This window comes from Chryseobacterium jejuense (assembly GCF_900100075.1).
Classification (GTDB): domain Bacteria; phylum Bacteroidota; class Bacteroidia; order Flavobacteriales; family Weeksellaceae; genus Chryseobacterium; species Chryseobacterium jejuense.
This window is the reverse complement of the sequence record NZ_FNEG01000005.1, coordinates 349,369-363,766: the sequence shown is the minus strand read 5'-3', so window position 1 is coordinate 363,766 and position 14,398 is coordinate 349,369. Positions and strand designations below refer to the sequence as shown.

At 36.9% G+C, this 14,398-nt stretch carries 9 protein-coding genes; 2 read left to right on the top strand and 7 right to left on the bottom strand.

What is annotated here, in order from left to right; genetic code table 11:
- Positions 1 to 15: 15 nt before the first annotated feature.
- The 4 genes from BLS98_RS16830 to BLS98_RS16815 all read right to left on the bottom strand — a co-directional run bounded on the left by BLS98_RS16830 (position 16) and on the right by BLS98_RS16815 (position 5,621).
- Positions 16 to 2,769 (bottom strand): TonB-dependent receptor, encoded by a 2,754-nt coding sequence (locus tag BLS98_RS16830; RefSeq protein WP_089737674.1) that lies wholly within the window; start codon positions 2,767 to 2,769, stop codon positions 16 to 18.
- 139 nt (positions 2,770 to 2,908) lie between these two features.
- Complete coding sequence (murB, locus tag BLS98_RS16825; protein WP_089737673.1) at positions 2,909 to 3,922, bottom strand: UDP-N-acetylmuramate dehydrogenase; 1,014 nt, start codon at positions 3,920 to 3,922, stop codon at positions 2,909 to 2,911.
- A 3-nt stretch (positions 3,923 to 3,925) separates the two neighbouring features.
- Positions 3,926 to 4,405, bottom strand: a complete 480-nt coding sequence (locus BLS98_RS16820; protein ID WP_089737672.1) for a hypothetical protein — start codon at positions 4,403 to 4,405, stop codon at positions 3,926 to 3,928.
- A gap of 10 nt (positions 4,406 to 4,415) precedes the next feature.
- Positions 4,416 to 5,621 carry a pyridoxal phosphate-dependent aminotransferase gene (locus tag BLS98_RS16815; RefSeq protein WP_089737671.1) on the bottom strand — a complete coding sequence of 402 codons (1,206 nt, stop codon included), beginning with the start codon at positions 5,619 to 5,621 and terminating at the stop codon, positions 4,416 to 4,418.
- 213 nt (positions 5,622 to 5,834) lie between these two features.
- Here BLS98_RS16815 and BLS98_RS16810 point away from each other — a divergent pair, with 213 nt between their 5' ends.
- Together BLS98_RS16810 and BLS98_RS16805 are read left to right on the top strand one after the other, a co-directional pair.
- Positions 5,835 to 7,622, top strand: a complete 1,788-nt coding sequence (locus BLS98_RS16810) for a T9SS type A sorting domain-containing protein (protein WP_089737670.1) — start codon at positions 5,835 to 5,837, stop codon at positions 7,620 to 7,622.
- Positions 7,623 to 7,851: 229 nt separating this feature from the next.
- A complete protein-coding gene (locus BLS98_RS16805) occupies positions 7,852 to 8,307 on the top strand; it encodes a DUF1801 domain-containing protein (protein WP_089737669.1) in 456 nt (151 codons plus the stop codon).
- Positions 8,308 to 8,688: 381 nt separating this feature from the next.
- On the opposite strand, the gene BLS98_RS16800 is transcribed toward BLS98_RS16805, so the two are convergent.
- From BLS98_RS16800 to BLS98_RS16790, 3 genes are all read right to left on the bottom strand, one after another.
- A complete protein-coding gene (locus BLS98_RS16800; protein ID WP_089737668.1) occupies positions 8,689 to 9,972 on the bottom strand; it encodes a TolC family protein in 1,284 nt (427 codons plus the stop codon).
- A complete protein-coding gene (locus tag BLS98_RS16795; RefSeq protein ID WP_089737667.1) occupies positions 9,956 to 13,057 on the bottom strand; it encodes an efflux RND transporter permease subunit in 3,102 nt (1,033 codons plus the stop codon). Before BLS98_RS16795 ends, BLS98_RS16800 begins: the two co-directional genes overlap by 17 nt.
- Before the next feature lie 71 nt (positions 13,058 to 13,128).
- A complete protein-coding gene (locus BLS98_RS16790; RefSeq protein ID WP_089737666.1) occupies positions 13,129 to 14,232 on the bottom strand; it encodes an efflux RND transporter periplasmic adaptor subunit in 1,104 nt (367 codons plus the stop codon).
- Positions 14,233 to 14,398: the final 166 nt, after the last annotated feature.

Below are 14,398 nucleotides of genomic sequence, written 5' to 3'. Positions count from 1 at the left end.
TTTACTTTTTATATTTTAAAAATTGTAGTTTAATTCCATTCCGAAATAAGGAGTATTCATCCTTTTTCTGTACACCTTTACATTGTTGAATGTATAAGGAGCATTATAGTTGAAAAGCCTGTTTACAAATAGGGAGGCACGAAGGGCTTTGTAGATACTTTTGGTAATCTTTATATTTCCTGTCATAGTAAAAGTGTAGAGCCTGTCGAGATTATCAGAGACAGAAACATTTCTTATCAGCCACTGTTTGTAAGTATCAGTCTTATCGGCTTCAGTGAAAGGGTGTATTACACCATCCATTCCATAATAGGAAATAGGTTCTGCAATTCTTCTGTCATTTCTGCTATGATCGTACAGACTTCCCTGTACTGAAGCTGAAACAATAAGATCCAGGCTAGGAAGATAAGTGTCAATAAGCAGGTTATAATTTATATTCGAATTAACGTATCCGTTATCATTCTTGTAGATTCCGTAATAGGGAAATATTTCTGAACCAATAGTTGCTGTAGGCTTAAAAATAATAGGTGTAGAGTTTCTGTATTGAGATTTAAACCATGCTCCGGTAAAGGTAAATCTTGTATTGATTGATTTGATTCTTGGAGATGTATAACCGAATTCAATACCTTGCTTCAGCGTTTCACTTCCGTTTTCTGTAGTAGAATAGGCGGCAAAAATATTTTTAACTTCATAAGGAACATTTGTTAAATCCGGTCCGTTAGGGGTCCATTGGGTAATATCTACCTTTGTGGCATCATATTGTTTATAATTGTGAATGGCTGTTTGGTCCATACTACGGAATCCGTTAGTCATCCTTTCTTTAAAGTAAGTCATAAAGAACTCATGATTTCTGTAGGCAAGGTCTAAACGAATTTCTTTCTTTATACTCTTGGCAGCTTGCAGTTCTTTATTTTCCTTTGACTGTACATACGTCATGAAATTTACATATCGGTATTGTGTATCATTGTGGTAATAATTCAGCTGGGTATAATCCCAATATTCTTTGTTCGGATAGAGCATCAACAAAGTAGGCTGCTTATAAAAAAGACCATATCCCAAAGTAACATCAGTTTTTAAAGGATAATCATTAATCATGAGATGAGGCAGGCTGTATTGGAAATTTAATCTGGGCTCAGCAAAAACTTTTTTGCTGACAGCATAAGAGTTGTCGATTCCCAGATTTTTTGATAATCTTAAACCTGCATATAAGGTAAATTTATGCTGATTGATGGCATAGCTCATCTGGTCACCTACAAAAGCAGCCAGCAGGCTTGAGGCCGGGATAGCATTGTATGGTCTTGGTCTTGCAATTCCTGTATTGGCAGAGGGAGGCGTCTTCATATCATATTGAAGCCCTCGGCCATTATTTTTTGAATATTTCCAGTCAAGCCCAACTTCATATTGATGGGTAATTCCAAAAGTTTTCTTTGTACCATTTGCCTGGAAAAAAGCTGTGATATCCAAAGGTTTTCCTTCTGTAGAAAATTCTGTGATATAGCGAAGATCCGGATAATAGCCCACATTTTCGCCCTGTTCTGTAGCAAGGGAAAAAGATCGTGGTCCTGATAATTGAACGAGTTTTACCTGTTCTATTTTTTCAAACCCTTGACGAATAGCTGTGTTTAACGTTAACTTGTTGAAAAATGAATTTTTATCCAGCTGATAAATAAAATTATTCGTTAAGCTTATTCTTTTATTATTCGATTCATATTTGTCGGTTGGAGGATATCCGTTGTCCGGATCATATTTTTTATTGTCAATATTGGTGGAAAAATCAATAGTAGATCTCCATTCTAAAGGCCTTGACCATAGTGTTGAAATTTTCTTTGAACGGATAGATGCCGTAATACGCTGATAGGTTTCAAAATCATCTGTTGGATTTGATTTTGAATCCAGAAAATCTGCACTGGCACTCATTTGCCATTTATCATTGATTTTAAATCCCTTGCTCAGATAGTATTGCTTACTGAATCCGTCAGCTTTGAATCTGGCCTGCAGTGGAGCGGCTTTTATTCTGCGTTCAATTTTGATTAATCCTGAAGTCAGATCTCCATAAGCTGCTGATGGAATACCACGGATTACTTCAACTTTTTCAATGTCATTGGTAGAAATCGTTCTCATATCAACTCCCGAAGTAGCTGTTTCTCTATATCTCGGACCTTCAGAGAACTGTCTGTTGTCTACTGAAACCTGCATGTCTGCGTTGGAATTAATGATATTATCATCAACCATGAACTGAACTCCCAGCGATGAGGTATTGTATTTGTCACCAATGTATTCCCCGATATTTTCACGGAGTGTAGCTTTATTGGTTAAGTTTAAAACTGGTTCCTTTGAAAGTCCACCAGGAAGAAGTTCCATTAAGTCGGTAAAACTGGAAGGCTGCAAATGCTGCATAGCCTGTCTGTCAATCACTGATTTTGTTGTTAAACCTTTACTCTCCTTAGAAAATACAACTACTTCTTCCAGCTTATTAATGGGCTGAAGTTTAATAATAACATTGTGAAGAGAAGTAAGGGTGATATTCAGTTCTTTTTCCTGAAAATCAGGATGAAGAACTTTTACGTGATATTTACCATTTGGAATAGAAACATCCGTATGGCCGTTTTTATCAGTAGTTAAAGAAGTTTGATTGATGGTTACAGAGGCACCTTCTAATTCTTTGTTGTTTTCGTCAAATACAGTAATGTTCAATTGAGATTTTTCATGTTGTGCCTGTACAAAATGTACACAGAAAATGAAAAAGAAAACAAAAAGTAAAGATCTAGTCATTTTTATTTATTCTAAATAAGCAGACTGCAAAACTATAAAATATAATAATGCTAGACAATGATTATTTAGAATAAATTAAAATAAGAAAGCGAAATTCCGGAAAATTCCCGGAATTCTGTTATATAATCTAAAGCGAATGTTATATAATATTCACTTCTCTTTCAAGTTCTATCCCGAATTTTTCCTGTACAGAATTGATAATCTCCGTAGAAAAATCAAAAATTTCCTTTCCTGTTGCTTCTCCTGTTGCATTGATAATAACCAGTGACTGAAGTTTGTGTGAAGCTACATTCCCAATCTGTTTACCTTTCCAACCACACTGTTCAATCAGCCATCCTGCAGGAACTTTTACCATATTGCCATTAGGATACCCTTGGATATTTTCGAACTTCTTCTTTAACTCTTCAAACTGAGCTAAAGGAATCGTTGGGTTTTTGAAAAAGCTTCCGGCATTTCCAATTACTTTAGGATCTGGTAATTTACTTTGTCTGATGTTAATCACAGCTGTGGAAACATCCTGAATTGAAGGATGCTCAATTCCAAGGTTTTTAAGCTCCGATGTAATAGCTCCATACTCTGTTTTAATAGGGTGATCTTTTTTAGTAAGTGTAAAGGTAACTTCTAAAATAATATATCTTCCTTTTCCTTCTTGTTTGAAGATAGAATCCCTATATCCAAATCTGCATTCTTCAAGATTGAAAGTTCTAAGCTCAAGATTTTCCAAATCCAATACAAGACAGTTGACAAATGTATCCTTAATTTCTGTTCCATAAGCGCCGATATTCTGCATAGGAGAAGTTCCTACATTGCCTGGAATTAAAGAAAGGTTTTCTAGTCCACCGTAATTTTTACTTAGACAGTACATCACGAATTCATGCCAGTTTTCCCCTGCTTTTGCGGTAATCAGAATTTCATTTTCACTGATATCTTTCTCGGAAATCCCTTTTAAATTAAGTTTAATAGCAAGGCCGTCAAAATCTTTTGTCAATAGAATATTACTTCCACCTCCCAAAAATAAAAGAGGAAGAGTATTTTCTTTTGAAAAAATAAGAGCGTTTTTTAATTCTTCAATGTTATTTATTTCAACAAAGTATTTTGCTTGGGCATCAACACCAAATGTATTGTAAGGCTTTAATGAAAAATTTTCTTGCATGTTTTATTTGTATTCTTTTGGAAGAATGTTGTCTAGTTGTTCTTTAAACTGCTGAAGCTGTTTGTAATGTTCCGGGTCGGCAAAAGAGTTGACATAGAAATGAGCTTTCTTAGAAGTGCGTATCTGAAAAGTTTCATCAATACCATCTACAGACTGTTGACTGGGTGAACTTTTTATCTTGTCAAGATCTTTAATATTAATAGAGGAAATAAGCTGTTTCCATGTATCAATATTGATTGGTGAAGCCCATTCCTTGTGCAATTTATTAGCAGTGGCCCCTTTTTCTGCAAAGACAGAATCTTTGGTCACTTTTATAATCCTGTATTCACCCATAGTTCCGCCAATATGAGATAGCCTGATAAAGGTTATTTCATTGGTAGAAGCCACAGGGTGTTTTGATTTTTTAGAATCACAGGAAAAAAATGCCGACAGCAAAAAGATCGGAAATATGAGTTTCAGATATACATTTTTTGTTGTCGGCATCTTATATAATTTATAGGCTGAATTCTTCTCTATACTGCTTTAAAGCATCTTTCAGAATTTCAACACTTCTTTTAAGATCTTCTTCTTTCAGTACGTAAGCAATTCTTACCTGTTTTTTACCTAATTCAGGATCACTGTAGAAACCTCCGGCAGGAGCTACCATGATGGTTTCCTTATTGTTAGAATATGATTCAAGCAACCATTGTGCAAATTTCTCAGTATCGTCTACAGGAAGTTCTGCAACACAGTAGAAAGCACCTCTTGGCTTAGGGCAGATAACACCCGGAATAGCATTTAAAAGGTCTACTAAAACATTTCTTCTGTGGGTATATTCTTCTCTTACCGCTCTGATATAAGCACCATCATTCTGGTGAGCTGCTGTTGCTGCAATCTGTCCCAAAAGAACAGGGCTTAATCTTGCCTGTGCAAAAAGGATCGCCGCATTGCGGATTTTTTGAGAACGGGTAACCATACATCCGATTCTTACTCCACACATAGAATAACGCTTGGATTCTGAATCAATAACGATGCAGTTTTCTTTTAATTCAGGGAAATCAAGAATAGATATCTGCTGTTTTCCATCGTATACATATTCTCTGTATACTTCATCAGAGATGATTACGATGTCATATTTTAAAGCAATCTCAGCGAGTTGCTGAAGTTCCTCACGTGTGTAAAGGTATCCTGTTGGGTTACCTGGGTTACAAATGATGATTGCTCTTGTTTTTTCTGTGATCTTTTTTTCAAATTCTTCAATTGGAGGCAGTGCAAAACCTGTATCAATTGTAGATGAAACCGCTACTACATTTACATCAAATGTACTGGTGAAACCATTATAGTTAGCATAGTAAGGTTCAGGGATAATTACTTCATCTCCATCGTCACACAAAGTTGAAATGGCAAAGTTCAGTGCTTCAGAACCCCCATTAGTAACAATAAAGTTATCCGGTGTCAAATCTGAAAAACCTAAAGAGTGGTAATATTCAGTAAGGGCATTTCTGTAGTCTAAATTACCTTCAGAAAGTGCATATTCCAGTACTTTAAGATCAATGTTCTTTAAAGCATTTAATGCTGTTTCCGGAGTTTCAATATCAGGCTGTCCGATATTAAGGTGATATACTTTTATTCCTTTTTGTTTTGCTTGTAACGCAAAGGGAACCAGTTTTCTTACCGGCGATGGCGGCATATGCAGTGCTCTGTTTGAAATATTCGGCATTGTTCAAAAATTTGTATGACAAAAATAGGATTTAATTTCCCAATAATAAAATTAAGAATAAGAAGAAACGGCTTATCATCTCCTTTCAGACTAGATAATTTTATGGTTTTAAATATCAATATTGGTTTTAATTTGGTTAATTATTGATTATTTGTTAAAAATATTATTTTTATATTGGTATTTTTCTTAATTTACCATCCAAATGTGAATAAAATGACAATAAATTTATTTTTTAGAGCTTTGCCTGCTATTGCTCTTCTTTCAGCCTCAGCAATGGTGGCTCAAAATTTTCAAAAAATGCCAATTACTTCCGGATTTACGGCAGATGTAATTGCCAATGGAGTAGGGTCTTCTTCAATATCTACTACAACAGACGTTGATGGAGTATCTTTTGCTTTTGTGGCAAGAGATTATAAACTTACTTCTACGAGCTCTGCTCTTACTTATGGAATTCCTGCGGATGGTATTATCAATTCGGTGGTAGCTTCCACACCTGGTTTGAGTTTTCAATTGGGAAATTTAAGTGGTAATAACTCTTTAAAACTATCTGCCACAGGAGATAATGGTACCCTTGTATTTACTAATCCATCAGCAGCCTTTAAACTGTATATGCTGGCAACGAGTGGTAGTGGAACTTCTATAGTGGGTGCAACGGTCAATTTTACAGATAATACAACTCAGACATTTTCTAATATTAATCTGTCAGATTGGTATGGAGGTACTAATTTTGCTATTCAGGGAATAGGAAGGATCAATAGAAATAATGACGTATTAGATCCCAGTAGTACTAACCCCAGACTGTATCAGGCTGTTTTGAATATTGATGCAGCCAATCAGACTAAACTAATACAGAGTGTTACTGTTACAAAAAGTTCAGGAGTAGGTATTCCTAATGTTTTTGCTTTCTCAGCAGATGCTTATACAGATTGTGCTGCACCTACTACAGATGCTGCAACCGGAATTACAGCAAATACTGCGCAGATTTCTTGGACGGTTCCCGCCAGTAATCAAACTACAAGTTATGATATTTATTATAGTACAAGCCCAACAGTACCTGCCAATAATGCAAATCCTAATCATTCCAATGTTACAGGAACCTCTTATACTCTCAACAACCTAGCTCCAAGCACAACACATTATTATTGGGTAAGAGCCAATTGCAGTACAGCAACTAGCAAAAGTGCTTGGTCACTCGTTAAATCATTTACTACACTATGTGGTACCATAGTTCCTTCATATACTAACAGTTTTAGTCCTTTTCCTGGTAATTGTTGGACAAGCGCCCTTTCAGGAGGAGATCCGGATACAGGACCTACAGGAACCAGTAATTATTGGTATGTTAATGATTTTTTAAATGGTTCACTTAATCCATCTGCTCGTATGAATTTGTATGGTTCTTCTAAAGCAGGATGGTTGAAAACTGTAGCTTTTAATCTTTCAGCAGGTGGATATAAAGTGAAGTTTAATTATGGAGTAACAGAATATTATGGTACTAATTCTTCAGGAATGGATAGTGATGATGTTGTTCATTTCCTGGTTTCCAATGATGGTGGAACTACATGGATGATTCTACAAACCTGGGATGCCAATAATGCTCCGTCTAATACCTCTAATGAATATACGTTCGATCTGGCTAACTTTGTTAGTGCGAATACTGTCTTTGCTTTTTATGGCAGTACAGGATCGCAGAATGAAGACTTGGATTATAATTTCTACGTAGATGATTTTACTGTTGAACCAGCTCAGCTAAGTACTTCAGAAGTGAATGCTCCGGTGAAAAAAGCAGTGGTTCATCCAAACCCGTTTAAGGATGTTCTTTACATATCAGATACAAGGGATATTAAGTCTGTAACAGTAACAGATACTTCAGGAAGAACAGTGAAAACAGTTGAAGGTTCTGTGAAAGAGCTTGATCTGAGCAGATTGAATTCAGGACTGTATTTTGTTACACTTTACTTTAAGGACGGCTCTCATTCTACTGTAAAAGCAATCAAGAAATAATTTTTTTAGTGTAAATAAAGTTGAGCGGTGGTGCATTTTTGTACCGCCGCTTTTTTATGAGGAAAGAAGTATAATGTTGTAAAAATGATAGGCGTCAATATAATTAGACTCTATTAATTTGTAATACTTTCAGTAAATATATTCTGAATAGAAATTTCCAGCCTCCAACCTGTTTCTCTATAAATAATCAATAATTTTTATTAATTTGAACCTCTAAAACTCACTGAAAATGCAAATTATATCAAACTCATTGGAAGACTATCTTTCCAAGATTCCGGAGGAAAGAAAAGAGCCGTTCAAAAAACTTTTTGATTTGATTAATGACAATCTGCCGAAAGGATTTGAAGAAATTTCCAATTACGGAATGTTAGGCTGGGTGGTTCCCTTGAAAACATACCCTGCGGGTTATCATTGTACACCGGGAACACCTTTACCCTTTATTAATCTGGCTTCACAAAAGAACTTTATTGCATTGTATCATATGGGATTATATTCCAGACCGGAGCTGTTGGATTGGTTTGTGGCAGAATACCCTAAGCATTCTAAGAAAAAGCTGGATATGGGAAAATCCTGCGTCCGTTTCAAAAAATCTGAAGATATTCCTTTTGAACTGATCGCAGAATTAAGTAAAAAAATGACAGTGAAGGATTGGATTGGAATTTACGAATCAAAGTATAAGAAGTAGCGGATGTTGGGAAGGCTGGAAGTTGGAAGTACTATTGTGCTACTAACTTCTTTCTGTTTTTTGAGGGAATATCCTTAAATTTTAAAATATTAGTTACTAGAAATCTCAGTTGGTAGTGTTATAAAATGATATATAATTACCATATTTTTATTTACGAAAGCCCTGAATCCTATAGATTTCAGGGCTTTTTGAATGAGGAAGACTGATGTCATTTGGTTTAGATTGATGAAGGTTGGAAGCTGGAAGAAGGAAGGTGAAAGTACTTGTCGCTTTACTTACCGCCATCAGTCTTTTGATGGAAAATACTCTCAGTTTTAAAAAGGTTAATTAATTGGAATTTCAGTTCTTTTCCAAACTGATCAACTTCCCGCTTCCATTCTTTTAAAAATTAATATCCCAGATTCCTGCTTTGCGTTCAAGTTCAATCAGTGCCGCTGCATTATCTGCAAGCGCTTCGTAATAATCTTTTCTTACCCCATTATAAGTTCTTTGGGCATTCAATACTTCAAGAATAGAACTTTCACCTCTTTTGTAACTGTAAGTGATGCCTTCCAATATACTTTTCGCTTCTGTAAGCATCCCATTATGAAATTGTTTTACCTGTTTCTGCGTGGCCATATACTGTTGATAAGCCTGCATGACTTCAGCTTGTATTCCTTGTTCTACCTGATGATATTCAAGTTCAGCCTGAGAATGGGCCATCTCTGCTATTTTTAACCCCGCATTTCTCTTGTTGGAAAATTTCAAAGGAATGCTAAGTCCTAATTTTACTGCATTTACCGTTGGTGAGGGTGCAATTTCATTGGTAGCTTCAGTGTGACGTTCTGCTCCGGCATTGATTCCAAGATCTATTTTTCGGTTTGCTTTTTCAAGACTGATTTGGCTTTTGGCAACTTGTGTATTCTGTTTTGCTGCCAGTAGGTCTGCTCTTGTATTTAATGCCTGGATAATAAGATCATCAATAGTAAAATCTCTGTTAAAAGCATTAAAGTCTCCAGTAACGTCTCTACCTGTTATTTTGCCATCACTGAGAAATACTGCCAGCCCAGTTAATGCTTGTTGTTCAGCACTCTCTGCCTGGTACACGTCATTGAGAAGAGAAGCGGCTTCCAGTTTACTCTGTTTTGAAGTGACCAGAGAAATTGTTCCTAAACGATACCGTATACTATCTGATTTGGCAAGCTGTAGAATGTTTTTATAAGAATCCTGCTGTACCTCAAGAATAGCTTTGGATTTTAGGGCTTCCACATAGCCTAAACTTGCATCAGCACGAAGGTTTCTGAAAAAATCCTGTAATTGAATTTTACTTAATTCAGATTGATCTTTAGCCAGGTTTATTCTTGCTTTTCTTTTGCCTCCCAATTCCAGGGTCCAGCCAACAGATGCGCCATATACATACCCCATGTTTTCCTTAATTCCATTATTGGTGGTTTCCATGTCCAACTGTGGGTCCGGAAACATACTTGCGGTCTGAATAGAAGCTTCAGCCATTCCTACGTTGTATCTTTGAGCAGCATACCCCAGGTTTTTCTTTCCCACAAGGCTTAGGTATTCTTCAAAATTCAGTACTTCTTTTTCCTGTGCCTTTACCTTATTGATTATGCTGAATAATAAGGTTATTACTATGATAAAATGAACGCTGATTTTCTTATGTAAGTGCTTCATCTGATTCTAAATTTTGTTTTTCGTTGCTGCGTTCTGCCATAAAATAGATAGCAGGAAGAACGAATAGTGTTAAAATTGTCGAGAACATTAATCCATAAACGATTACAGTCGCCAGAGGTCTTTGTACATCCGATCCGATTCCTGTTGCCAATGAAGCCGGGAATAATCCGATTACAGCAACCGTTGCAGTCATTAATACCGGTCTGAAACGATCTTTCGCCCCTTTTGTTACTGCCAGTTTCAGATCATATCCTTTCTTACGAAGGTCATTGATATGGGAAATCATAATGACCCCATTCTGAATGGCAACTCCGAAAAGAGCAATAAATCCTACGGCTGAAGATACGTTTAATGACATTCCGCGTATATTAAGAGCAAGCATTCCTCCAAATAAAGCCAGTGGAACAATAGACATTAGTACCAACGCCTGTTTGAAATCACCAAATGCACCATACAATAACAGGAACATAATTGCCAATGCCAAAGGAACGATGAATGCCAATCTGGAATACGCTCTGTTTTGATTCTCAAATTGACCGCCCCATTTGATCTGGTATTTTTCATGGTCATATTTGATATCTGTTTCAATCTTGTCCTGAGCTTTTTTCAGGAAAGAAGAAAGGTCAGTTCCTCTTAAATTTAATTTTACGGTAAGATGTCTCTTATTCATCTCTCTGGTGATGGTGCTTTCTCCAGTACTTAGCTTAACTTCTGCCACCTGCGACAATGGAATTTTAGCTCCTGAAGCTGAGGTGAGCATCAGATTTCCTATTTTATCAGGGGTATCACGGCTGTCTTCGGTGTAACGACAGGAGATATCATAAACTTTATTGCCGATAAAGATCTGTGAAATAGCTTTTCCTCCTAAAGCGACTTCAATAAGATCAGCCACATCTGCTACATTCAATCCATATTGAGCAATTTTATCTCTGTCAGCAATAATCTGCAGCTGAGGTAAGGGAGGTTCCTGGTCAATGGCAAGGTCTGCCGAACCCGGAATTTTATTTAAAGTAGACAGTACATTTTCAGCAATTCTTCTGGTTTCTTTGAAATCTTCCCCATATACTTTTACGACCAATTCACTATGCGCTCCGGAAATTTTATCCATTACCCCGTCAATCATTGGTTGTGAGAAGCCTACTGTAAAACCTGGCATTTCTTTATAATCTGCTGCGAGTTCCTTAATCAGATCCGCTTTGGTTTTTCCTGACGGCCATTGATCATAGGGCTTAATTCCAATAGAAACTTCAAAGTGAGAGGCAGTCCAAGGGTCAGTTCCGTCATCATTACGGCCAGCCTGAACCATCATATAAGTGATTTCTGAATGTTTTAAAGTTCTGGCACGTAAGGTATCACTCATTTCTTTTGCTTTGGACAGAGAAATCCCGGGGGGCAGCTGTACCTGCAGCCATATAGAACCTTCATCCAGTTCAGGAAGGAAATCTTTTCCTACCGTATAGGAAAGGATTCCGGCTGATAATAAAACAATGCTTACCGGGATCATTACCTTTTTAGGGGTTTGCATTATTTTTTCGATTCTTTCACCATATGCGGTACTTATTTTTTCCAGCCATTTATTGTGGTATATTTTTCTGGGCTTACGGTAGATTACATAAGCGAGGCCAGGAATCAAAAGAAGAGCTACAGCAAGAGCGCCCAGTAAGGCGTACCCTACAGTAAATGCCATTGGGGTAAATAATTTTTTCTCTACTCTTTCGAAAGCAAATAATGGAAGATAGGCTGTAATAATAATAATGGTAGAAAAGAAGATGGGTTTTGCTACTTCAATAACTCTTTGGGTAATGCTTTTCTCTTCTAACGGTTCTTCGGGATTTTCTTCTCTCTTTTTCAATACCGTTTCCAACATTACAATAGCTCCGTCTACAATAATCCCGAAATCGATTGCTCCCAGCGAAAGAAGGTTCGCAGGAATATTGGTGAAATGCATCAAAATAAACGCAAATAATAACGAAAGCGGAATGGTAATAGCTACCAATAAAGCGCCTCGCCAGCTTCCTAAGAATACAATCAGGACGATAATAACGAGTACAATTCCTTCGGTAAGCGTATGAGAAACCGTGTGAAGCGTAGTACTTACAAGGTCTGTTCTATCCAGGAAAGGATGGATTTTTACTCCCGGAGGAAGCGTTTCATTATTTAATTCATCAATGGCCTGATGAACACCTTCCAATACTTCCGAAGGATTTTGCCCTCTCAGCAACAGGACGATTCCTTCTACACTTTCAGGATAATTTCGCTTTCGGTCTGTATATCCCAGAATTCCTTTTCGCTCCAGGTTTCCATATTTCAACGTTCCTACATCATTCAGGAATACCGGAACGCCGTTTTCAGTCTTTACTACAATTTTTCCAAGGTCAGTTAAATCTTTTACAAGACCTATTCCCCGGATCACATAGGCTAAATTTCCCCGGGGAAGCATACTCCCTCCGGCGCTTACGTTATTTTTTGAAATGGTCTCGGTAACTTCAGATAATGAGAGTCCATATTGCTCAAGTTTGTGAGGATCTAATTCCACCTGAAACTGCGTGGTAATTCCACCGAAATTGGTCACATCTGCAATCCCGGAAACCTGCTTGATACGCGGAATGATTACAAATTTTTGTAAATCTGTCAGTTCCCGTAAACTATGATTATTACTTTCAATAATATAACGGTAGACTTCGCCGATAGGAGAGGTAAGGGGATCAAGCCCAGGCTGTGCTCCATAAGGAAGGGTAACATCCGTAAGTCTTTCCTGAATACGCTGTCTTGCCCAATAGTCATCTATCCCATCATCAAAAACCATGGTGATCATGGAAAGTCCGAAGGTACTTTTGCTTCGCATGACATGCATTCCCGGAAGGCCATTGAGGGCTCTTTCCAATGGAATGGTAATTTGTTGTTCTACTTCTTCAGCAGCCAGTCCCGGAACTTGGGTAACAACCTGTGAAGTTACATCAGCGATGTCAGGATAAGCTTCTACGGATAATTTGGTCCAGGAATAATAACCAAAGAATCCCAATAAAAGGAAGAGTGCCAACATCAGCCATCTCTTCTGTATAGAGATTGTCAAAAGTTTTTTCATGTTCTTAATAGGTATTTTGTACAGTACATGAAAGAATATGTATTGTACATTTTACATCAGTTCATTTTACATTATTTTGCATCCAGCATATAAATTCCACCCTCGGTCATAATTGTATCACCTGCTTTTAATCCGGAAGTAATCCTTACCATTTTCTGATCTGCTTCTCCGGTAGTTACTGAACGTTTGGCAAACTGATTCTTTCCTGTTTTTATCCACACATACTGAGAATTGTCCTGCTGCATTAATGCACTGATTGGAATCATTACTGTTTTTTCAGGAGTTGTAGAGAAATTAACGGTAGCATACATGCCTGGTTTTAATTTTCTATCAGGGTTATCACATTCGATAAGAACTTTTATACTTCGGGTGCTTTCATCTACCACTTCATTGATGTGATATACTTTTCCGGTAATACTTCTATCCGGATAAGCACTTACTTTTACAGAAACATGATCTCCAATATTGACAAAACGAATGTCTTTTTCTTTTACATCTCCGGAAATCCATACTTTGGATAATTCAGCAATGATGATGACAGGATCGGCATCACTTTTGAGAAACTGCCCATTGACAATTTTATTGGAAATAATTTCTCCATTGATTGGAGCTCTTACAATAAGAGGGCTTCCGATACCACCGCCTTTGCTATTGTATACTTTCAAAGCAGATGAAGCATTGGATAGTGATGTTTTTTTATTTTTGAAATCGGTCTCCGCTTCGTCAAGTTCTTTTTGAATACCAACTCCATGTTTTACAAGATCCTGTTGACGTCTGTAATTTTTCTCCGCAAGCTGTACATCATTCAGGGCATCTGTGTAATCTTTCTGAACCGAAAAATAATCAGAAGAAAGAATTTCAAAGAGTGGGCTGTTGGCTGAAACATTTTGCCCAAGCTGAATAAAAGATTTTGTAATTCTTCCGGAAAAAGGACTGGCAATTTCGGCATAATGATTGGGAATAGCCTGAATGGTGCCGGCAGAAACCACTCCGTCACTATGTTCCTGCTCAGAAACCACTTCTGTTTTTATTTTTTTGAATACAGGATTGCTTTCAGGAATGATTACATTGTCTCCTTTTACCAGGAGGTCCTGATCCTGAGAGTCTTCACTTTTGGGATTTTTACAAGAGGTAATAAATGTCAAAAGTACTATTGTGAATACAGCTTTTCTCATATAAGATGTTTATAACCACTAATTTAATTCTAATTTTCGTTTTATTCAATATAAGGTGACATTTGTTTGTAATGCCTTTTAATACTTGTTTTTTTGATGTTGCAAAAGTATTTCTATCCTTTCTGATAGCCGGTTAGAGAACCTTTAGAATGCTATTAGAAAATGA